This is a genomic window from Agromyces sp. G08B096, from assembly GCF_040267705.1.
Classification (GTDB): Bacteria; Actinomycetota; Actinomycetes; order Actinomycetales; family Microbacteriaceae; genus Agromyces.
Genome location: NZ_CP158374.1, coordinates 3,311,498 through 3,332,029, shown reverse-complemented (window position 1 = coordinate 3,332,029; position 20,532 = coordinate 3,311,498). Strand labels below are relative to the sequence as shown.

Below are 20,532 nucleotides of genomic sequence, written 5' to 3'. Positions count from 1 at the left end.
CGCCGCGGCGCCGGGCGGGCCGCTACGTCGTCGTGACCGTGATCGACCCGTTCGACGTGCGGAGGTCGAGCGTGAACTCGCCGTCGGGGTCGTCGGGCACGCCGACGTCGATGCCGCCGTTTGAGGTGTCGGTGCGCACCCGGTACGAGGCATCCGGCACGGCGAGGTCGATGGCGCCGTTCGAGGTGGTCGCGCGCACGTCCTGCGCGGTCTCCAGCTCGAGCTGGACGCCGCCGTTCGACGTCGCGACCTCGATCGGGCCGCCCGCGAGGGCACGGCCGATCACGCGTCCGTTGCTCGTCTGCGCCGCGACCGACCCCGCCACCCCGTCGAGCTCGATGCGGCCGTTGTCGGTCTCGACGTCGACGTCGCCGACGGCCGAGAGCTCGATCGAGCCGTTGGAGGTGCGCCCCTCGACGTCGAGACCGGCGGGCACGTCGACGACGTACTCGACGGTGCAGTGGCGGCCGCAGCCGCCGAGGACGAGCTCACCGCCGAGCACCTCGTGCGACGCGGGGATCTCGCGTTCCGTGCCCCGGTAGCGGACGGTGCGCTCGATCGTGATCGCCGTCGCATCGGCGCCGCCTCGGATCGTCACGCTGCCCTGGGGTGCGTCGATGCGGATGCCGTCGACGCGTTCGTCGACGGTCGCGCCGTCGGAGACCCGGTGCTCGGGTGCGAAGAACGCGCACCCGCTCAGCCCGGCGAGGAACGCGACGGACACGGCGGCGGCGGCGAGGCGCCGCGTGGTGGAGGTCATGTCTTCGACGCTACCGGCGCCCCGCCGGGCGGGCACGTGGGTCAGCCCCCGGATCCCACCACGTCCCGCCTCGGCGAGGCATCCGGGGCCGGCGGGAGCCGCGCGAGCCGGGCGAGCCGCCCGGGCTCGGCGACGAGGAGGTCGCGCGCCTGTCGCCTGGCGCCGGCGAGTGCGGCGTCGGGTCCCGCCGTCGCCGCGACGATCGGGGGGATCGACCCGATCGCCCCGCCCGCGATCGTCGGCCGGTTCTCGCGGAACGCCGTGTCGAGGTCGGGCAGGAGCCGCGCCCAGTAGCCGGCCACGACGATCGCGGCCGGATCGACGGTCGGCACCACGACCTGCAGGGTCCGGCCGATCCAGAGGGCCGCGTCGAGCCACGACCAGCGCGCCCGGTCGTCGGCGTCGTCCACTCGGGCGACGAGCTCGGCGAGGGCGGCGCGGCGGCCGTGCGTCCGGTCGAACTCGGCGAGCCCGGCACGGTCGAGCACGTGCTCGGGGCCCGCGACGGTGAGGAGGCATCCGCGCTGTCCGCAGTCGCAGCGGATGCCGCTCGGCACGATCGGCAGGTGCGCGAGGGAGGCCGCGAGCCCGTGGGCGCCGCGCAGCGGGCGGCCGTCGGCGACGACCGCGGAGGCGACCCCGGCATCGCCGTCGAGATAGAGCAGGTCGCGGGCCGCGAGCGCGCCGGCTTCGGCTTCGGCGGCCGCCACGGCCGTGGGCAGGAGCCGCACGGAAACGGCCTGGGGCGACTCGATCTCGGCGAGGCGCGGCAGTCGTGCGCGGAGCTCGGCGAGCACGTCGATCGGTTCGCTGCCGAGACGGGTGCCCTCGACCGCGACCGGCGGCGTACCGGCGACCGCGCCGTCGACGAGCACCGTGACGTCGGCGACCGGCGTGTCCGCACGCTCCGCGGCGGCGAGGGCACGGCTCAGGACGGTCGCCAGCAGGTCGAGGAGCACGGCCGCCCCGTCTGCCGCGGTGTGCGGTTCGGCGAACCGCGCGCGCTCGGCGCCGTCGAGGGCGGCGAGCGTGGCGACGACCTCGTCGGGATCGATCGCGACGGTGACGAGCACGTGGCGCGCGGCGGTCAGCGCCACCGGGGCCGGACGAGCGCCGGGCGACGCGGCGCCGTCCTCGGTGAGGATCCCGGCTTCGGCGAGTCGCGCGCTGAGGTTCGCGACGGCCGTCCGGCCGAGCCCGGTGGCGGTGGCGAGCTCTGTTCGCGTCGACGGGCCGTGGTCGATGAGATGGTCGATGAGGCGGGCGGACTGGTGGAGGCGGGCATCGTCGAGCGGCGCCGGCCCGGTTGGGGCGGGGGAGTCCCCGAGCTGGGTCATGTGGACAGCATGCGCTCAGCCGGCACTCAGGGTCACGTCCCCCGAACGGGGGTCATGCAGGCGGCATCACCGTCCGCGACGCGTGAGGAGCGCGAGGAAGTCGGCGATGTGGGCGGCCATGTCGATCGTGGGATCCATCAGCCACTGCGTCTGCAGGCCGTCGGCGAGCGCGAGCAGCATGGTGGAGACGTGCTCGGGGTCGAGGTCCTGGGGCAGCTCGCCCGCCTGCTGCGCCTCGCGCACCGTTCCGGCCGCGAGCTCGCGGAAGGCGAGGGAGCGCTCGCGGAAGAACTCGTGCGCGCCGTGGTCGGGCTCGGTGGCCTCTGCCGAGAGCCGGGCGTAGAGCTGCACGAGGCCGGGGACCTCGGCGTTGTGGCGGATGATCCGGATGAAGCCGTCGAGCGCGGTGAGGTGCTCGCCGCTCGCGGCCTCGGCGAAGGCGGCCTGGTCGACCTCGTCGCGCTTGCGGAGGATCTCAGCGAACAGCTCCTCCTTGGAGCTGAAGTAGTGCAGCAGCCCGGCCTGGCTGAGGCCCACCGCGTCGGCGAGCTCGCGGACGGAGGCCCGACCGTACCCGTTCCGAGCGATCACCTCGAGGGCGGTCGCGAGGATCTCCTCGCGCTTCGCGACGCCCTTGGCGTACGACCCCCTGCGTGTCATGCGATCGATCCTAGGGCGGCCGATGTGGCGCGTGACCGGCCGGCGTCGGTGCTTGTGGGTGAAAACCGAATCGCGTACCGTTTTCGCATCGCCCTCACCGTGGAGGCGCCGAGAGGATCAGCCATGAACCGGCCTGCCGCAGACCCGACCGCCCGGACCTCCGCCGAGATCGTCGCCGGGCTCACCCTCGAGGAGAAGGCGTCGCTCACGAGCGGCGCGAGCTTCTGGACGACCAAGCCGGTCGACCGCGCCGGCATCCCCTCGATCGTGCTCACCGACGGCCCGCACGGCGTGCGCCTCCAGCGCGGCAGCGCCGACCACCTCGGTCTCGCCGACAGCGTGCCGGCGACGTGCTTCCCGCCCGCGGTGACGCTCGGCTCGACGTTCGACCCCGAGCTGGTCGAGCGCATCGGCCGAGCGCTCGGCGAGGAGGCGAAGGCCGAGGGCGTCGGAGTGCTCCTCGGCCCCGGCATCAACATCAAGCGGTCGCCCCTCTGCGGGCGGAACTTCGAGTACCTCTCCGAAGACCCGCTGGTCTCGGGCGTGCTCGGCGCCGCGCTCGTCGAGGGTCTGCAATCGCAAGGGGTGGGGGCGTCGCTGAAGCACTTCGCCGCGAACAACCAGGAGCACGACCGCATGCGCGTGTCGAGCGACGTCGACCCCCGTCCGCTCCGCGAGATCTACCTGCGGGGGTTCCAGCGGGTGGTCGAGCAGGCGCAGCCGTGGACGGTGATGTGCTCGTACAACCGCCTGAACGGGGTCTATACGAGCGAAGACCCGTGGCTGCTCACCCGGGTGCTGCGCGACGAGTGGGGCTTCGAGGGGCTCGTGGTCTCCGACTGGGGCGCCGTGAACGACCGCGTCGCCGGGCTGCCGGCCGGGCTCGACCTCGAGATGCCGGCCTCGAACGGTCGCACCGACGCGCAGCTCGTCGACGCGGTGCGCGATGGCCGGCTCGCGGAGTCCACGCTCGACCTCGCGGCCCGTCGCGTCGTGGAGCTGGTGGGGAAGGCTGTCGCCGGTGCGGACCCCGCGGCGACGTACGACGTCGATGCGCACCACGCGCTCGCCCGCGAGGCAGCGGCCCGCGGCGCGGTGCTGCTGAAGAACGACGGCGGCCTGCTGCCGCTCGCCGAAGGCCGCCGGATCGCCGTGATCGGGGAGTTCGCGCGCACGCCGCGCTACCAGGGGGCCGGCTCGTCGCTCATCACGCCCACCCGGCTCGACGACGCGCTGACCGAGATCGAGGCCATCGCAGGCGAGGGTCGCGTCGTCTTCGCTCCGGGCTTCACGCTGGACGGGGCCGGCGCAGACGCCGAGGGGGATGCCCCGGGGGAGCGCGCCCTCGTCGACGAGGCGGTGGCCGCGGCGGCCGGCGCCGACGTCGTGCTCGCCTTCCTCGGGCTCCCGTCCGCCGCCGAGTCGGAGGGCTTCGACCGTGAGCACCTGCGGCTGCCCGCCCGCCAGCTCGCCCTGCTCGACGCCGTTCGCGAGGCGAACCCGAACGTCGTCGTCGTCCTCGCGAACGGCGGCGTCGTCGAGCTGCCGTTCGCCGACCACGTGCCGGCGATCGTCGAGGGATGGCTCGGCGGCCAGGCCGGCAGCGGCGCGATCGCCGACGTGCTCTTCGGCCGGGTGAACCCGTCGGGCCGGCTCGCCGAGACGATCCCGCTGCGGCTGGAGGACGCCCCCGCGTTCCTCGACTTCCCCGGCGAGTTCGGGCACGTGCGCTATGGCGAGGGGCTGTTCGTCGGCTACCGCTGGTACGACGCGCGCGAGCAGGCCGTGCGCTATCCGTTCGGGCACGGTCTGTCGTACACGACGTTCGAGTACGCGGATGCCTCGGCGACGGCCGACGCCGACGGCATCGGGGTGCGCGTCACGGTCACGAACGCCGGCGACCGCGCCGGACGTGAGGTCGTGCAGGCGTATACCGGCCTCGCCGGCTCGCGGATGCAGCGGGCTCCGCGTGAGCTCGCCGCGTTCGCGAACGTCGCACTCGAGGCCGGCGAGTCCCGCGAGGTCCGGCTCCGCATTCGCCGGGAGGACCTCGCGTACTGGGACATCCGCGTCGATCGCTGGGTCGTCGAAGGTGGGACCTACACCGTCGCGGTCGGGGCGTCGAGCCGCGACATCCGGCTCACGGCCTCCGTCGACGTCGCGGGCGACGACGTGCGCCTGCCGCTCACGCTCGAATCGTCGGTGGGTGACCTCATGGCCGATCCGGTCGCCGGGCCCATCGTGCAGCAGGCGATGTCGGGTTTCGGCGCGAGCGCGGTCGACGGGGACACGGTCACCGACGAGGCGATGGCGAAGATGATGGCGTCGTTCCCGATCGGGCGCCTGGTGTCGTTCCCGGGCGTGCCGGTGACCATCGAGCAGATCGAACAGCTGATCCAGGCGGCCAACGCCGGGCGGGGCGCCTGACCGGGCGGGTCGTTTCGATCGGTCGGGCCGGCCGGGGAGCTCAGCCCTCCGGCAGGAGTCCCGCGACCAGGGCGTCGACGATGTCGTCGGTCGAGGCGGCCGGATCGATCGAGGTCGTCAGCCGGTCGAGCAGCAAGCCGTCGATCGCGTAGTGGAAGAGGGCGATCTCCGCCCGCCCGCCCGGGAGGCCCGCGGCCTCATTGAACGCGACGTCGGCGTCGAAGCCGGCGCGCAGCAGCGCGCCCAGCGTGGCGCCGACCTCGGGGCTCCGCCCGGCCTCGAGCCGGAGCTCGAAGAGGGCGAGCGTGACCTCGCGCTGCTCGCTCAGCCGGCGCACGATGTCGCGCAGGTACTCGGTGAAGAGGGCCCGGCTCGGGGGCTCGGATGCTCGCCGCTCCAGATCGTCCGGCGTCGGCGCGAGGCGCTCGCCGATGCGTTCCACCAGGCCCGCGATGAGGGCGTCGCGGCTGCGGAAGTAATTGGAGGCGGTACCGGTCGGCACGCCGGCCTCCTCGTCGATGGCGCGGTGGGTGAGCCCGCGCGAGCCCTCTCGCGCGAGCACCGTGAGCCCGGCATCGGCGAGCGCACGCCGGCGTTCCTCGTTCTTGGCCATGGTCCGATGGTAGCGGCATCCACTACACATGTTGTAGTCTTCAATCACTACATCAGTCGTGGATAGGAATCAGATGCGAGAACTCGTGTACTACGTCGCCGTCAGCCTCGACGGGTACATCGCCGGGCCCGACGGCGAATTCGACGGCTTCCTCATGGAGGGCGACCACATGGAAGCCCAGAACGCGCGCTTCGGCGACGCCGTGCCCACCGACGCCGCTGCCGCACTCGGCATCGACCAGTCGGGCGGCAGTTTCGACACCGTGCTCATGGGGTGGAACACCTACGCTGTCGGCCTGCCCATGGGCGCGACGAGCCCCTACCGGCACCTCGACCAGATCGTGTTCACGCGATCGCACCTCGACGACGACCTCGGCGAGCGGCCGAACCTCGTCGTCACCGACGAAGACCCGCTCGCGGTCGTGCAGCGTCTGAAGTCGGAGGAGGGCGGAGCGATCTGGCTCTGCGGCGGCGGCCAGCTCGCCACGCAGCTCCTCGGTGAGATCGACCGGCTCGTGCTCAAGCGGCAGCCGATGCTCTTCGGCTCCGGCATCCCGCTCTTCGCCCCCGGCGCCTACGACCCGCAGCGGTTCGACGCGGTGGAGACGACGGCGTACGAGTCCGGCGTCGTGATCTCGGAGTACGTGCGCCGGGCCGGCTGACGGGTTCGACCGACCGGCTGTCCGGCCGGCCCCCTCGTCGAGGCGGGCCGGCCGACGGCCGTCCGCTCAGTCCGCCCCGAGTCCGATCGCGAAGGCGGCGAGCAGGCGCCGCCCCTCCGGCCAGTCGCCGAGTCCGCTCGCCGCATTCAGATGCCCGAATCGGCCGACGGAGACCACGCCCGCCCCGATCGCGTCGGCGAACCGCGCGGTCGCCGCGGAGGAACTGAACGGGTCGTCGTCGCTCGCGACGACGAGGGCAGGCACGTCGAGCCGCGCGAGCCGGATGCCCCGGAACGACGCCGCAGCCTCGGGGTAGGCCGGCCCATCGACGTCGGGCGGCGCGACGAGGAACGCCCCAGCCGCGGGCAGCCGGTCGAGCAGCGCATCGACCGCGGCGAGGCATCCGAGGCTGTGCGCCACGACGATCGCCCGGGGTCCGGCGGCCGTGAGCGCCGCGGCGAGGGCCAGGCGCCAGTCGTCGCGCTCCGGCTCGCTCCACGATGACGGCGCGAACCTCGTGAACTCGGGCTCGGCACGCTCCCACGAGGTCTGCCAGTGCGTCTCGCCCGAGCCGTCGATCCCCGGAACCACCACGCCGATCATGTCGTCTCCCTCTGTCGTCAGCTCATCCTGCCGACGGCGCCGCCCGCAATGGACGTCAGATCGCGCCTCGGGCCCGCGACATCCGGCCATCGTCGGGCCCGCGACATCCGGCCATCGTCGCGCTCACGCCACTCGCGCAACCCCTTGCCGCGCGCAGCCGCCGTCACGTAGACCGGAAGAACTGCCGACGAGAGGAGATGCGATGGCGATCCGGCTGAACGAGACGGCGCTGCGGCACGCCCGCAGCCTCGTGCGCGACGGCAAGGTCGTGCGCGACGAGCGCGACGACTGGAGTGAAGACGCGCCCAGCGCGGACCAGGAGAACGACTTCATCGAGCGCGAGGGGTGGACCGAGTACCGGCACTGGCACCTCGGCATCGACGACGATGAGAACGACGAGACGAAACAGGCGTACTCGTTCCCGTACGGGGATTTCCGGAGGGTGCACCGGTGCGCGGTGATCTCCCTCGAGAGCCGGGCCGGCCAGTTCGACCACGATGAGATCCGGGATGCCGCCAAGCGGCTGCTCGAACTCATCGATGGGGCGTGACGATGGCGGCCGGGACGCGCGAAGAGCGCCGGGATGCCAAGCGGGCCATCGCCGCCGCGAAGACGGCGGAACGGGAGGCGCGGAAGCTCGCCAAGCACCTGCCCAAGCGCACCGTCGCCCGGGCACGGCTCGAGGCCGCCGCCGATGAGGCCGCGCTCGACCTCCGCGCCGCCCGCGACGAGCGACGGTCATCCCCGCGACGTGCCGCCCGCCGTGCGGCCCGATCGGCGCGACGCCTGGAGCGGATGTCTCTGCGGGCCGGCCCCCGCCCGCCCGGCGGGCGCGGCCGAGCCGGCGCAGACGGAGCTCGGGCCGACGCGGACGCCGTCGAGCGGGCCAAGGCTCGGGCGAAGCTGCTGAAGCGGCGCCGCGCGCAGGCGAAGCAGGTGCAGAAGATGGCGAAGTCCGCCGCCGTGCACACGGTCGGTCAGGCGATCGCCGCCCCGACCGACGCCGAACGGGCGAAGGACCTCAGGAAGCGCGTCGAGCGGACGCAGCGGGAGGCCCGCCGCGACTGAGCCGTCTTCGGGTCGCGCCGCTCGTGGCGGGCGACCCGGGCAGCTCAGCCCTCCGGTGCGGACTGCGTGCGGGAGCTGGTCCGCGCTGCAGCGGTCTTCGGCACGGTGCGCTTCGCGGTCGTCGGCGCCTTCGCGGCCGCCGGCTTCGCCGCGGTGCGCTTCGCCGTCGTGGGGGCCTCGGCGGCGGCCGCCGGCTTCGTCGAGGTGCGCTTCGACGCCGCCTTCGCCGCGGTCCCTGCGGGACGCGGGGTACGGACCGTCGTGGGCTTCGCCTCAGTCGCCAGCTCCGCGGCCGCCTGCACCGGCCGGGCGATGGGCTGCAGCCGGGCGAGCTGGGTGACGTGCTGCGGGCCGAGCTCGTCGAGGGTCGCGACCTCGAGCAGCTTCATCGTGCGCTCGATCTCCGAGCGCAGTATGGAGATGGTCTTGTCGACGCCGCGGCGCCCGCCGGCCATGAGGCCGTAGAGGTAGGCACGGCCGATGAGCGTGAACCGGGCACCGAGTGCGATCGAGGCGACGATGTCGGCGCCGTTCATGATGCCCGTGTCGACGTGCACCTCGAGGTCGGAGCCGACCTCGCGGACCACGTCGGGCAGCAGGTGGAACGGGATCGGCGCACGGTCGAGCTGGCGCCCGCCGTGGTTGGAGAGCACGATGCCGTCGACGCCGCGGTCGGCGAGCAGCCGCGCGTCCTCGACGGTCTGCACGCCCTTGACCACGATCTTGCCCGGCCACATGCCGCGGATGATGTCGAGGTCGTCGAAGGAGATCGTCGGGTCCATCGCCGCGTCGAGGAGCTCGCCGACGGTGCCGCCGGTGGTCGACAGCGACGCGAACTCGAGCTTCGGCGTGGTGAGGAAGTTGATCCACCACGCCGGCCGCGGGATGGCGTTCACGATCGTGCCCGGGGTGAGCTGCGGCGGGATGGAGAAGCCGTTGCGCTTGTCGCGGAGGCGCGCACCGGCAACGGGCGTGTCGACCGTGAAGAACAGGGTGTCGAAGCCCGCGGCGGCGGCGCGGCGGGTGAGCTCGTACGAGATCTCGCGGTCGCGCATGACGTAGAGCTGGAACCAGTTGCGGCCGGTCGGATTGGCCGCCTTCACGCCTTCGATCGACGTCGTGCCGAGGGTCGACAGCGTGAACGGGATGCCGGCCGCTCCGGCGGCGCCGGCACCGGCGGTCTCGCCCTCGGTCTGCATGAGCCGGGTGAAGCCGGTCGGCGCGATGCCGAACGGAAGGGCGCTGGTGCCGCCGAGCACCTCGCGCGTGGTGTCGACGACGGGGACGTTCCGCAGGATCGACGGGTGGAACTCGACGTCCTGGAACGCCTGCCGAGCTCGGGCGAGCGAGAGCTCGCCCTCGGCGGCGCCCTCGGTGTAGTCGAATGCGGCCTTCGGCGTGCGCCGCTTCGCGATGGCGCGGAGGTCGGCGATCGTGAGGGCGCGCTCGAGGCGCCGGTCGGTGGGGTTCAGCGTCGGCGTCTTGAACTTCATCAGCTCGAAGACCTCGGCGGGCTTCGGGAACTGTCGTTGCACCTTCGGATAGCGCGGCGTCGCCATGGGTCTGCTCCTGTGGTTCGGGGTCAGCGGTCGGGGGAGATCTCGGCGTAGTAGCCGGAGATGTGGTCGTGGATGCGGGTGCGGGCGAGCGGGGCATCCCCCTCGCGGATCGCGGCGACGACGCCGCGGTGCTCGCCGCGCAGTCGTGCGCTCGTCTCGTGCCAGTCGGCGATGCGGTCGTGGCCGGCGAGGACGTATCCCTCGATGCCGCTGCGGAGGCCCGCCATCGTGGCGGTGATGACCTGGTTTCCGGATGCCTCCGCGAGCGCGAGGTGGAACTGCGCGTCGAGGGCGAGGAACTCGGCGGGTGTCAGTGCCCCGTCGTCCATGGCGTCGAGCAGCAGGTCGGCGGCCGAGAGGTCTGGTTTCGGGTGTGCGCGGGCGAGATCGTCGGCGACGGATGCCTCGAGCACCAGCCGGGTGCGCACGATGTCGTCGACGGGGAAGCCGTGCGCGGCCACCTGCAGTCGCATGAGGGCGCCCATCGCGCCGCCGGGCGTGGCGATGATGATGGCGCCGGCGCTCGGGCCGGAGCCGGCGGCGGTGCGGATGAGTCCCATGGCCTCGAGCACGCGCAGCGCCTCGCGGACGCTCGAGCGGCCCACGCCGAGCTCGGCCGACAGGGCGCGTTCGCCGGGAAGGCGGTCGCCGGGGGCGAGGTCGCCTGAGAGCAGGCGCGCTTCGACGTGTTCGAGCACCGCCTGCCACGCGCGGCCGGGCGCGTCGGGGGTGTCGCCGGGCATGCCTCGTCCTCTCCGCCGCGCCGATGTGGTCTGACCACACTAGCAGGTGTGGTCAGACCACAAGGGTGCGCGAGGGAGGGCGCCGTCCGGCAGGCCTCGGGCCGGCGCGGGTCAGGACTTCTTCGGGTGGATGCGGATCCGGTTGCCCGCCTCGTCGAGCTCGATCGCGCCCGCGCGTGAGCGCACGAAGTCGGTGAACGAGGCGAATCCGAGCCGGCGCTCCTGGAACGACGGGTCCATCCGCAGCATCTGGTTCTTCACCGCGCCGGTCGGCTGCCACTCCTGGTCGGTCTTCGCGCGGAGCAACTCCAGCGCCTTCAGCAGCAGCCGCCCCGGGTTCCGCGTCGGGTGCGCGGGTGCGGCCGCCGCCTCCTGACCCGGTGCGACGAACGTCACGGCCGTCGACGCGGCACGTCGTGCGCCGGTCGCGCCGACGGGCGCCTCCTCGGCCGCGGGCGGCTGCATCTCTTCCGCGGCGGGAGCGTCGGCCACCGACTTCGACGACGCGCGTCGCCGGCGCGAGGGAGCGGGCGCCGCCTCCGCTGCCGCGGGCTCGGGAGCCGGGGCATCCGTCGCCGCGGCCTGCTTGGCGCGACCGCGAACGGATGCCGCCGCCTGCGGCGGAGCGGCCGGCTCGTCGTCGGCGACGGCGGCATCCGTCGCGAGCAGCGCGTCGTAGTCGGCGAACTCGTCGCACGAGGCGGTGAGCGCCCGGCTCGTGCCGCCCGCGACGCCGATGCCGACGACGTAGCGGCCGAGGCGCTTGGCCTTCTGCGCGAGCGCGACGTAGTCGGAATCGCCCGCCACGATCACGATGTGGGTGAGGTCGTCGATGCGGAACATGTCCTCGACGGCGTCGACGGCGAGCCGGATGTCGGCGCCGTTCTTGGTCGCCGACAGCGGGAACAGCTGCACGAGGTCGACCGCGCGGTCGATCAGCTGGCCGCGGTAGCTCGCGTTCACGGGCGTCGACCAGTCGGCGTAGGCGCGGGCGATGGCGATCGTGCCGAACGTGGCGGCGAAGTCGAGCACGGCGTCGATGTCGACGGTGGCCTCGGTCAGCCGCTCGGCGGTCTTCGTGCCGGTGGTCGGCGCCTTGCTGCGCGACGTGTCCTTGCGGTACGCGCCGTCGCCGTGCAGTTGGTCGTAGCGGGAGATGACGATGTTGTCGAAGTCGAAGTAGAGGGCGACGCGGGGTTCTGCCTGTGCGGCCATGCCCCGAGCCTACGCCGCACGCCCGAGCGGCAGCTGGTCTCGGCGGCGCTCGAGGGCTCGCCGGGTCCGGCCTCTGCGCGGGTGCGGCCGGTCGGGCGCCAAGGCCTGCGCGGCCGCACGTGCGCCGCGGCGCCTGGCACGGGCCCGGGTCAGCCCGCGCTCGCCGCGGCCGCCACGGCGTTGTGCAGCTCGTCTGCGTCGAGGCCGAGCCGGCCGATGCCGCCGCCGACGTTGGTGAGCAGCACGAAGCAGATGCCGAGCGACGGGGTGATCCAGAACTCGGTGCCGGCCCAGCCGCCGTGGCCGTACGAGTCGCTCGCGAGGAGCCCGGGCGCCGAGTGGCGCAGGTTCCACGCGAAGCCCCAGTCCTGGCCGCGCTCAGCGGGGTAGGGATCGAGCTTCGGCAGGCCGGCTGTGAGGGGGCGCCGCATCGCCTCGACCGTGAGGCGCGAGACCACGGACCCGTCGTCGCGCAGCAGCGCGGCACCGAGCGCGAGCAGGTCCGCCGCGGTGGCGAAGAGCCCGGCACCTGGGTGGCGGAGGCGCTTCATGCGGTCCCAGTCGATGTCCTGCTCGGCCGCCCCGACCGGGTCGTGCCGGCTCGACGTCCAGTCGAACGTCACGCCCGGGGCATCCGCTCGGCGCGCCACCTCGACGACGCGCTCCTCCCACGGCGCGCCCGACGCGTGCTCGATGAGCGCGGCCACGCCCTCGAACGCGATCGTCGAGTAGCGAGACACCGTGCCGGCCGCGAAGTCGCGCCCGGGTGCGAGCAGCAGCCGCCGCAGGCCGGGGGTGTCCATCGGCGGTTCCACGATGCCCGAGGTGTGGCTCACGAGGTGGCGCAGTTGCACCTCATCGGCGCGGCCGGTGCCGAAGCCGGGCACTGCTGACGCGAGCGGCGTCGTCGGCAGCAGCCGGCCCGCCTCGATGAGGGTGAGCGCCGCGAGGCCGACGATCGGCTTCGTGATCGAGAAGAGCGGGTAGTGGTCGTCGACCGAGGTCGTCTGCCCGCCGCGACCGTCGAACGCGTCGAGCGCCACGATGCCGTCCGCGGTGGCGATGCCGAGCACGGCCGTCGGCAGCGGACCCTCGATCGTGTGGCGGCGGACCCAGTCGAAGGCGTGATCGAAGGCGGGCATGGCTTCCTTTCGGGACAGGCGGGCGGCAGACGGGACCGCGAGGCGGGTGCGGCTACGACCGGTACACGACGTTGAGCGGCTCGTCGCCGCGGAGCATCCGCTCGATCTGGCGGCGCAGCAGGCGCGCCATCCGCGGCATCATCGCGGTCGTCGCGCCGCCGACGTGCGGCGAGACGAGCACGTTCGGCAGCGCGAACAGTGGATGTCCCTCGGGCAGCGGCTCGGGCTCGGTGACGTCGAGCGCGAAGCGCAGACGACCGGACCGCGCCTCGGCGAGGATCGCGTCGGTGTCGGCGACCTTGCCGCGGGCGACGTTCACCACGAGGGCGCCGTCGGGCAGGGCCGCGAGGAAGGCGGCGTCGACGAGGCCGGTCGTGTCGTCGGTGAGCGGCACCACCACGACGACGATCTCCGCGGAGGGCAGCAGCGCGTCGAGCTCGTCGATGCCGTGGATATGTCCGCGCTCGTCGTCGCGCGCGCGGTGCGCCACCCGGGTCAGTTCGACCTCGAACGGCGCGAGGCGTTCCTCGATCGCACGCCCGACGCCGCCGTAGCCGATGAGCAGCACCCGCCGGTCGGCGAGGCTCGCGTGCCGGGCCGGCGCCCATCGGCCCTGGTCGGCGGCGCGCACGAAGTCGGGGATGCCGCGCTGCGCGGCGAGGGTGAGCGCCAGCGCGAGCTCGGCGGTCGAGGTCTCGTGCACCGAGGCGGCATTGGCGTAGATGTGGCCCGGCGGCAGGGCGCCCGGCACGTCGTCGTAGCCGATCGACTGCGACTGCACGAGCCCGGTGGACACCCCGGCGAGGGCGCCCAGTCGCTTCGACGCGCCCATGTAGGGCGGCACCACGAGATCGAGGTGCTCGCGCGGCGCCGGCGAGTCGAGGTCCCACGTGAGGAGCTCGACGCCGTCGGGCACCCCGCCGGGGGTCGCCTCGAGTGCATCGCGAAGGGCCTGGCCGGGGAGGGAGACGACGAGCGGACGATCGGTCATGACCTCATCCTTGCGGATGCTTCCGTCGCCGGCCCGCTGCTAGCTTGGCCGCATGACCGGGGAGGGGCGCGGGTCGCGCCGGACGGGTCGCTCCGAGCGGCCGGCCGAAGAGCGCGCCGAGGCGCTGAAGGAGCGGGTCTACGCGACCTTCACGGGCCTCGCCATCGTGCTGGTGCAGCACGCGAACGTCGAGCACGTGAGCCCGGCGCGCGCGACCGTCACGCTCCTCGTGGGCATCGTCGCGATCACGGCCGCCGGCTTCGTGGCCGAGGTCGTCGCGCATCTGGCCGTGCACTCCGCCTTCCCCGGCCGCGCCGAGGCGGGCCGCATGGTGCGGGTCTCGGCGAGCGCCATCGGCTCGGTGGCAGTGCCGCTGCTGCTCCTCGCGCTCGCGTGGGCCGGCGTCTTCGAGCTCGACCGCGCGCTGCGCGCCGCGTCGATCGTCTACCTCGCGACGCTCGGGCTCATCGGCTACGTCGCGGTGCGGCGCACCAGGGTCGCCTGGTGGAAGCAGCTGGTCGCGCTCGGTGCGCTGGTCGCGCTGGGCGGCGTGGTCGTGCTGCTGCAACAGCTCGCGCACGGGCACTGACCCGCGCACGAGCACTGACTCGCCGGCCACGTCACCGGCTGCGGGGCTCGTACCGCACCGGGCGGTACGCCTGGGCGACGATCGCACGCAGCGCCTCGAGGTCTGCGTCGCCCGCGACGAGTCCCTGCGCCCTCGCCTGCACGAGCACGTTGCCGATAGCGGTCGCCTCGACGGGGCCGGCGAGCACGGGCAGCTCGGCACGGTCCGCCGTGCGCTGGCAGAGCAGCTCGTTGAGCGACCCGCCGCCGACGAGGTGGATGGTGTCGACATCGACGCCCGACAGCACCGAGGCGGTGCGGACCGTGCGGGCGAACGCGTCGGCGAGGCTCTCCACGATCGTCCGGGCGAACTCCGCCCGCGTGCCAGGCGCCCGCACCTCGTGCTCGACGCACCACTCGGCGATGCGCCCGGGCAGATCGCCGGGGGCCATGAACCTCGGGTCGTCCACGTCGAACACGCTGACGGGACCGGTGACCGCCGCCGCCTCCGCGAGGAGCGCGGGCAGGTCGATCGGCCGGCCGGACTCCCGCTCCCACCACCGCACCGACTCCGACAGGAGCCAGAGGCCCATGACGTTGTGCAGGAATCTGACGCGCCCGTCGACCCCGCCCTCGTTCGTGAAGTTCGCCTCGCGCGCGGCATCGCTCGTCACCGGCTCCGCGAGCTCGACCCCCACCAGCCCCCACGTGCCGCAGGAGATGTAGGCGGCCGACTCGGCTCGCATCGGCACGGCGACGACGGCGGACGCCGTGTCGTGCGAGCCCACCGCGACGGCCTCTGGCGACCGGGTCGCGCCGATCTCGCGTGCCATGGCCGGCGTGAGCGCGCCGATGCGGTCGCCGGGCGACACGAGATGCGGGAACACGGATGCCTCGAGCCCGAGCCGCTCGATGAGCTCGTCGTCCCACTCGCGCGAGCGGACGCCGAGCAGACCTGTCGTCGACGCGTTCGTGCGCTCGGCGACGGTTGCGCCCGTGAGCTGGAACGCGATGAGGTCGGGCACCAGCAGGAGCGAGTCGGCGAGGCCGAGCCATCCGTGCTCCCGTTCCGCGGCGAGCTGGTACAGCGTGTTGAACGGCAGGAACTGCAGTCCGTTGCGGCGGTACAGCTCCTCGAACGGCACGACGGCGTGCACGGCGCGCACGCCGGCCTCCGTGCGGTCGTCGCGGTAGTGGAACGGCTCGCCGAGCAGGCGCTCGCCGCGGAGCAGCCCGTAGTCGACCGCCCAGGAGTCGATGCCGATGGAGGCGAGGCCGGGCTCGGCGCGAAGCGCCGCCCCGAGGCCGCCGGTCACCTCGCGGACGAGCCCGGTGAGGTCCCAGTGCAGGCCCGAGGCGAGGCGCACCGGGCCGTTCGGGAAGCGGGCGACCTGTTCGAGCGCGAGGCTGCCGGCACCCCGGCCGTCGACGCGTCCGACGATGACGCGTCCGCTCGTAGCGCCGAGGTCGACCGCCGCGACGACGCCCGCCCGGCCCGCGCCGCCCGCGCCCCCGCTCATCGAAGGAACGCGGCCGCGACGCCGGCGTCGACCGGGATGTGCAGGCCGGTGGTGTGGCTGAGCTCGGGCCCGGTGAGCACGATCACCGCGTTCGCGACGTGCTCGGGCAGCACCTCGCGCTTCAGGATCGTGCGCTGGGCGTAGAACTTGCCGAGGTCCTCCTCGGGGATCCCGTACGTCTTGGCGCGGTTGGCGCCCCAGCCGCTCGCGAAGATGCCCGAGCCGCGGACGACGCCGTCGGGATTGATGCCGTTGACCTTGATGCCGTACTCGCCGAGCTCGACGGCGAGCAGGCGCACCTGGTGGGCCTGGTCGGCCTTCGTGGCCGAGTAGGCGATGTTGTTCGGGCCGGCGAACACCGAGTTCTTCGAGGAGATGTAGACGATGTCGCCGCCGAGGCCCTGCTCGATGAGCACCTTGGCCGCCGCCTTCGACACCAGGAACGAGCCCTTGGCCATGACGTCGTGCTGCAGGTCCCAGTCGGCCTCGGTCGTCTCGAGGAGCGGCTTGGACAGCGAGAGCCCGGCGTTGTTCACCAGGAGGTCGAGGCCGCCGAACGCGAGCACCGCCTCGTCGATCGCGCGCTGCACGGCCGAGGCATCCGTCACGTTCGCCTGCACGCCGATGGCGACGTCGGCGTTGCCGAGCTCGGCCGCCGCCGCCTGCGCCTTCTCGAGATCGAGGTCGGCGATGACGACGCACGCACCCTCCGCCGCGAGCCGGGTGGCGATGGCCTTGCCGATGCCGGAGGCCGCGCCGGTGACGAGCGCGATGCGCGTGGCGTGCGGCTTCGGCTTCGGCATGCGCTGCAGCTTCGCCTCCTCGAGCGCCCAGTACTCGATGCGGAACTTCTCCGCGTCGCTGATGGGGGAGTAGGTCGAGAGGGCCTCGGCGCCCCGCATGACGTTGATCGCGTTGAGGTAGAACTCGCCGGCGACCCTCGCGGTCTGCTTGTTCGCCCCGAAGCTGAACATGCCGACGCCCGGCACCAGCACGATGAGCGGATCGGCGCCGCGGATCGCCGGGCTCTCGGGCGTGGCGTGGGCGTCGTAGTACGCCTGGTAGTCGGCCCGGTACGCCTCGTGCAGCTCCCGCAGCCGCGCGATGCTCTCCTCGACCGACGACTCCGCCGGCAGGTCGAGCAGCATCGGCTTGACCTTCGTGCGGAGGAAGTGGTCGGGGCAGCTCGTGCCGAGCGCCGCGAGGCGCGGGTGCTCGCTGCGCGAGAGGAAGTCGAGCACCTCCGGGGCATCCGTGAAGTGGCCCACCATGGGGCGGTCGTGGCTCGCGAGGCCCCGGATCGTCGCGGCGAGGGCGGCGGCCTTCGCCCGGCGCTCCGCCTCGGGCAGCGGCTCGAAGCCGGGCACGACGGCGCCGAACGGGTCGGCTTTCCCGTGCTCGGCGATGTACGCCGCGGCGGTGTCGATGATCCAGAGCGAGTTGCGCTCGGACTCCTCGGAGGTGTCGCCCCAGGCCGTGATGCCGTGGCCGCCCAGGATGCAGCCGATCGCCTGCGGGTTCGCGGCCTTGATCTCAGCGATGTCGAGGCCGAGCTGGAAGCCGGGGCGGCGCCAGGGAACCCAGACCACCTTGTCGCCGAAGATCTTCGCGGTCAGTTCATCGCCGTCGGCGGCGGTCGCGATCGCGATGCCGGAGTCGGGGTGCAGGTGGTCGACGTGCGCGGCGTCGACGAGGCCGTGCATGGCGGTGTCGATCGACGGCGCGGCGCCGCCCTTGCCGTGCAGCGTGTAGTCGAACGCCGCGACCATCTCGTCCTCGCGGTCGACGCCGGGGTAGACCTTCACCAGGTCGCGGAGCCGGTCGAGCCGGAGCACGGCGAGGCCCTGCTCGGTGAGCGTGCCGAGGTCGCCGCCCGAGCCCTTCACCCAGAGCAGCTCGACGGGCTCCCCGGTGACCGGGTCGGTCTCGATGCCCTTCGCCGACGTGTTGCCGCCGGCGTAGTTCGTGTTCTTCGGATCTGCGCCGAGGCGGTTCGACCGGGCGATGAGGTCGGCGGCGGCCTGGTTCGTCATGGGAGTTCCTTCGATCTGGATCAGGTGGTGGGCTGCGGGGCGGCGACGCGGGCGAGCCACGCGACGACGCGGTCGACGGTGGCGGATGCCGCGGGCTCGTCAGGCCGGTTCAGATGGCCGTGCTCGGTGCCCGGCTCGGTGACGACCTCGACGGCGACGCCGGCGGCCGCGAGCGTCGCGCCGAACGCCTCGCCGGAGACGCGGAGCTCGTCGACGTCGTCGTTGACCATCAGAGCGGGTGGGAACCCGGCCAGGTCGGCGGGCCGGGCGAGGCCCGGGACGGCCGGCAGCGGAGGGTGCTCGACGGGGCCGCCGAGGTAGGTCTCGTACATCTCCCGCACCCGGCCGGGCGCGAAGCGGTCGGCCTCGGGGTTCGCGTCGAGCGCGGCGCGGAGCGCCGGATCGGGGTCGGGCTGCACGGCGAGCAGCGTCGGGTAGGCGAGGAACACCGCGGCGGGTGTTGGGAGGCCGGGGACCTCGCCGGCAAGGAGCCGCAGCACCGCGCCCGTCACGAGGTTCGCCCCGGCGCTCGCGCCGCCGACGACCAGCCGGTCGGGATCGATGCCGAGCCCGGGCGCCGCCGACACCGCCCAGCTCCACGCCGCGAGCACGTCGTCGGAGGCGGCCGGGTAGACATCGCGGCCGCCCGCGACGAGCCGGTAGTCGATCGAGACGACGGGGATGCCTCGGGCCGCGAAGCTGCGCGCGACCCAGTCGGCCTCCGGCATGTCGAGGTCACCCGCGACGAACCCGCCGCCGTGGGCCCAGACGAGCCCGGCGCCGCCGGGCGCGCCGGCGGGGTAGACCCGCACGAGTCCGTCGGCGGCCGCATACGGCTGGTGCTGCGTCATCCGCTCGCTCCTACGCGCCCCAGCCGGCCTGCACGCCGCCGACCCGCTCCTCGGCGATCTTCGCGAGGTAGCCCGACTCGGCGAACGCGCGCATCGGGTCGGCGGGAAGGCCGCGCGACTCCCGCCACTCGGCGAGGGCCGGGCGCACGTCGGTGTAGAAGGCGTCCATGAAGATCCGGTTCGCCTCGAGGACGTCGCCCGAGACCTGGGCTGCGCGGAGGGCCTCGGTGTCGACGAGCAGCGCTCGCGCCGTCATCTCCTGCACGTTCAGCACCGACCGGATCTGGCCGGGGACCTTGTCCTCGACGTTGTGGCACTGGTCGAGCATGAACGCGACGTCGGGGTGGTTCAGCCCGCCGCCGCGGATCACCTCGAAGATGATGCGGAACAGCTGGAACGGGTCGGCCGCGCCCACGATGAGGTCGTCGTCGGCGTAGAAGCGCGAGTTGAAGTCGAACGAGCCGAGCTTGCCGAGGCGCAGCAGCTGCATGACGATGAACTCGATGTTCGTGCCCGGCGCGTGGTGGCCGGTGTCGAGGCACACCATGGCCTTCTCGCCGAGCGCGGCGACCTGGGCGTAGCTCGTGCCCCAGTCGGGGACATCCGTGTGGTAGAACGCCGGCTCGAAGAACTTGTACTCGAGCACGAGGCGCTGGTCGTCGCCGAGGCGCGCGTAGATCTCCTGCAGCGACTCGTGCAGGCGGTCCTGTCGGCCGCGCAGGTCGGCCTGGCCCGGGTAGTTCGAGCCTTCGGCGAGCCAGATCTTGAGGTCGCGCGACCCCGTCGCGTGCATGATGTCGATGCACTCGAAGTGGTGGTCGATCGCCTTGCGGCGAACCGCGGCGTCTTCGTGGGTGAGGGCGCCGAACTTGTAGTCGTCGTCCTGGAAGGTGTTCGAGTTGATGGTGCCGAGCGCGACGCCGTGGTCTTCGGCGTGCTTCCGCAGGTCGTCGTAGGAGTCGACCTTGTCCCACGGGATGTGCAGCGCCACGGTCGGTGCGAGGCGCGTGTACTCGTGCACCTGCGCGGCATCCGCGATCTTCTCGTAGGGGTCGCGCGGGGTGCCGGGGGTCGCGAAGACCTTGAAGCGGGTGCCCGAGTTGCCGAACGCCCAGCTGGGCAGCTCGATCGCCTGCGCGGCGAGCTGGTCCTGGATCTCAGGGGTGAGGTTGGTCACGTCTCGATCGCTTTCTGTGTGGAGTGATGGATGCCTCGTCAGCGCGCATCGCCGAGCGCGTCGAGCTGGTCTTCGAGGTGGAACACCTCGGTGAGTCGTGGGGCGCCCTGGTCGGGCCGGGCGCCGTCGAGGGCGACGAAGAAACCGGCCATGTCGGCCTCCCAGGCGGCGGTGCGCGGGTCCGCCTCGAGGGCGCGCTGGGATGCCTCGTCGTCGTCGGTCTCGTAGTAGCCGATGAGCAGGCCGTCCTCGCGGAGGAAGAGGGAGTAGTTGCGCCGGCCGGATGCCTCGATGGCCCACAGCATGTCGGGCCAGACGGCGGCGTGACGCTCGCGGTACTCGTCGAGGCGGGCGGGATCGACCTGCAGCTGGAAGCACACGCGCTGCGGGGTGGTGCGCTGGCTCATCGTCGAGCCCTCCGTTTCGTCGAGATCGTGGCGGCGGAGCATCCGCCTGGTATGAATCGTTTCAAAGATAGGCGACCCGAAGCGGCGGCGCAACCTGGAATGCGCTTTCCGCCGGGTTCACCCTCTCATCTCCGACGCCGATCCGGAAGCGGTCGCCGGGAATGCGCGACGGGGGCCGGCCTGTGCGCCGACCCCCGT

Annotated in this window: 19 protein-coding genes and 1 pseudogene; 5 read left to right on the top strand and 15 right to left on the bottom strand. The window is 73.1% G+C overall.

Annotated features, from left to right (window positions below):
- Positions 1–22: 22 nt before the first annotated feature.
- The 3 genes from ABIQ69_RS15960 to ABIQ69_RS15950 all read right to left on the bottom strand — a co-directional run bounded on the left by ABIQ69_RS15960 (position 23) and on the right by ABIQ69_RS15950 (position 2,757).
- The gene (locus ABIQ69_RS15960) at positions 23–760 is read right to left on the bottom strand and encodes a DUF4097 family beta strand repeat-containing protein (protein WP_350348107.1); all 738 of its coding nucleotides are present in this window, start codon (positions 758–760) and stop codon (positions 23–25) included.
- A 41-nt stretch (positions 761–801) separates the two neighbouring features.
- Positions 802–2,097 carry an ROK family protein gene (locus tag ABIQ69_RS15955; protein WP_350348106.1) on the bottom strand — a complete coding sequence of 432 codons (1,296 nt, stop codon included), beginning with the start codon at positions 2,095–2,097 and terminating at the stop codon, positions 802–804.
- 66 nt (positions 2,098–2,163) lie between these two features.
- Positions 2,164–2,757, bottom strand: a complete 594-nt coding sequence (locus ABIQ69_RS15950) for a TetR/AcrR family transcriptional regulator (RefSeq protein ID WP_350348105.1) — start codon at positions 2,755–2,757, stop codon at positions 2,164–2,166.
- A 123-nt stretch (positions 2,758–2,880) separates the two neighbouring features.
- On the opposite strand from ABIQ69_RS15950, the gene ABIQ69_RS15945 reads away from it, so the two are divergent.
- Entirely contained in the window at positions 2,881–5,184 is a 2,304-nt protein-coding gene (locus ABIQ69_RS15945) for a glycoside hydrolase family 3 C-terminal domain-containing protein (protein ID WP_350348104.1), read from the top strand.
- A 40-nt stretch (positions 5,185–5,224) separates the two neighbouring features.
- On the opposite strand, the gene ABIQ69_RS15940 is transcribed toward ABIQ69_RS15945, so the two are convergent.
- Positions 5,225–5,797 (bottom strand): TetR family transcriptional regulator, encoded by a 573-nt coding sequence (locus ABIQ69_RS15940; protein ID WP_350348103.1) that lies wholly within the window; start codon positions 5,795–5,797, stop codon positions 5,225–5,227.
- A 73-nt stretch (positions 5,798–5,870) separates the two neighbouring features.
- On the opposite strand from ABIQ69_RS15940, the gene ABIQ69_RS15935 reads away from it, so the two are divergent.
- Positions 5,871–6,458, top strand: coding sequence for a dihydrofolate reductase family protein (locus tag ABIQ69_RS15935; RefSeq protein WP_350348102.1), 588 nt, complete (start codon positions 5,871–5,873; stop codon positions 6,456–6,458).
- A 66-nt stretch (positions 6,459–6,524) separates the two neighbouring features.
- On the opposite strand, the gene ABIQ69_RS15930 is transcribed toward ABIQ69_RS15935, so the two are convergent.
- Positions 6,525–7,061, bottom strand: coding sequence for an alpha/beta hydrolase (locus ABIQ69_RS15930; protein WP_350348101.1), 537 nt, complete (start codon positions 7,059–7,061; stop codon positions 6,525–6,527).
- 202 nt (positions 7,062–7,263) lie between these two features.
- Between ABIQ69_RS15930 and ABIQ69_RS15925 the strand changes: the two genes are divergently transcribed.
- On the top strand, positions 7,264–7,611 hold the full coding sequence (locus ABIQ69_RS15925) for a hypothetical protein (protein WP_350348100.1): 348 nt from the start codon (positions 7,264–7,266) through the stop codon (positions 7,609–7,611).
- Between the two features lie 2 nt (positions 7,612–7,613).
- The gene (locus ABIQ69_RS15920) at positions 7,614–8,129 is read left to right on the top strand and encodes a hypothetical protein (protein ID WP_350348099.1); all 516 of its coding nucleotides are present in this window, start codon (positions 7,614–7,616) and stop codon (positions 8,127–8,129) included.
- 305 nt (positions 8,130–8,434) lie between these two features.
- Here ABIQ69_RS15920 and ABIQ69_RS15915 read toward each other — a convergent pair.
- The 5 genes and pseudogenes from ABIQ69_RS15915 to ABIQ69_RS15895 form a co-directional block, all read right to left on the bottom strand.
- Positions 8,435–9,688: pseudogene (locus ABIQ69_RS15915) on the bottom strand (alpha-hydroxy acid oxidase); the annotation flags it as partial.
- A gap of 23 nt (positions 9,689–9,711) precedes the next feature.
- Positions 9,712–10,431, bottom strand: a complete 720-nt coding sequence (locus ABIQ69_RS15910; RefSeq protein WP_350348098.1) for an FCD domain-containing protein — start codon at positions 10,429–10,431, stop codon at positions 9,712–9,714.
- A 111-nt stretch (positions 10,432–10,542) separates the two neighbouring features.
- Positions 10,543–11,646, bottom strand: coding sequence for an NYN domain-containing protein (locus ABIQ69_RS15905; RefSeq protein ID WP_350348097.1), 1,104 nt, complete (start codon positions 11,644–11,646; stop codon positions 10,543–10,545).
- 149 nt (positions 11,647–11,795) lie between these two features.
- On the bottom strand, positions 11,796–12,788 hold the full coding sequence (locus tag ABIQ69_RS15900) for a serine hydrolase domain-containing protein (protein ID WP_350348096.1): 993 nt from the start codon (positions 12,786–12,788) through the stop codon (positions 11,796–11,798).
- A 52-nt stretch (positions 12,789–12,840) separates the two neighbouring features.
- On the bottom strand, positions 12,841–13,779 hold the full coding sequence (locus tag ABIQ69_RS15895; protein WP_350348095.1) for a 2-hydroxyacid dehydrogenase: 939 nt from the start codon (positions 13,777–13,779) through the stop codon (positions 12,841–12,843).
- Between the two features lie 52 nt (positions 13,780–13,831).
- Here ABIQ69_RS15895 and ABIQ69_RS15890 point away from each other — a divergent pair, with 52 nt between their 5' ends.
- Entirely contained in the window at positions 13,832–14,368 is a 537-nt protein-coding gene (locus ABIQ69_RS15890; RefSeq protein ID WP_350348094.1) for a hypothetical protein, read from the top strand.
- A gap of 31 nt (positions 14,369–14,399) precedes the next feature.
- Here ABIQ69_RS15890 and ABIQ69_RS15885 read toward each other — a convergent pair whose 3' ends face one another.
- The 5 genes from ABIQ69_RS15885 to ABIQ69_RS15865 are packed head-to-tail and all read right to left on the bottom strand — an operon-like array spanning position 14,400 to position 20,334.
- Positions 14,400–15,866: a rhamnulokinase family protein gene (locus ABIQ69_RS15885; protein ID WP_350348093.1), complete on the bottom strand. Its 1,467-nt coding sequence runs from the start codon at positions 15,864–15,866 to the stop codon at positions 14,400–14,402.
- Positions 15,863–17,899, bottom strand: a complete 2,037-nt coding sequence (locus ABIQ69_RS15880; RefSeq protein WP_350348092.1) for a bifunctional aldolase/short-chain dehydrogenase — start codon at positions 17,897–17,899, stop codon at positions 15,863–15,865. Before ABIQ69_RS15880 ends, ABIQ69_RS15885 begins: the two co-directional genes overlap by 4 nt.
- A 20-nt stretch (positions 17,900–17,919) precedes the next feature.
- Positions 17,920–18,750: an alpha/beta hydrolase fold domain-containing protein gene (locus ABIQ69_RS15875; protein WP_350348091.1), complete on the bottom strand. Its 831-nt coding sequence runs from the start codon at positions 18,748–18,750 to the stop codon at positions 17,920–17,922.
- 10 nt (positions 18,751–18,760) lie between these two features.
- The gene (gene rhaI, locus ABIQ69_RS15870) at positions 18,761–19,927 is read right to left on the bottom strand and encodes an L-rhamnose isomerase (protein WP_350348090.1); all 1,167 of its coding nucleotides are present in this window, start codon (positions 19,925–19,927) and stop codon (positions 18,761–18,763) included.
- Between the two features lie 38 nt (positions 19,928–19,965).
- Positions 19,966–20,334, bottom strand: coding sequence for an L-rhamnose mutarotase (locus ABIQ69_RS15865; RefSeq protein WP_350348089.1), 369 nt, complete (start codon positions 20,332–20,334; stop codon positions 19,966–19,968).
- Positions 20,335–20,532 lie beyond the last annotated feature (198 nt).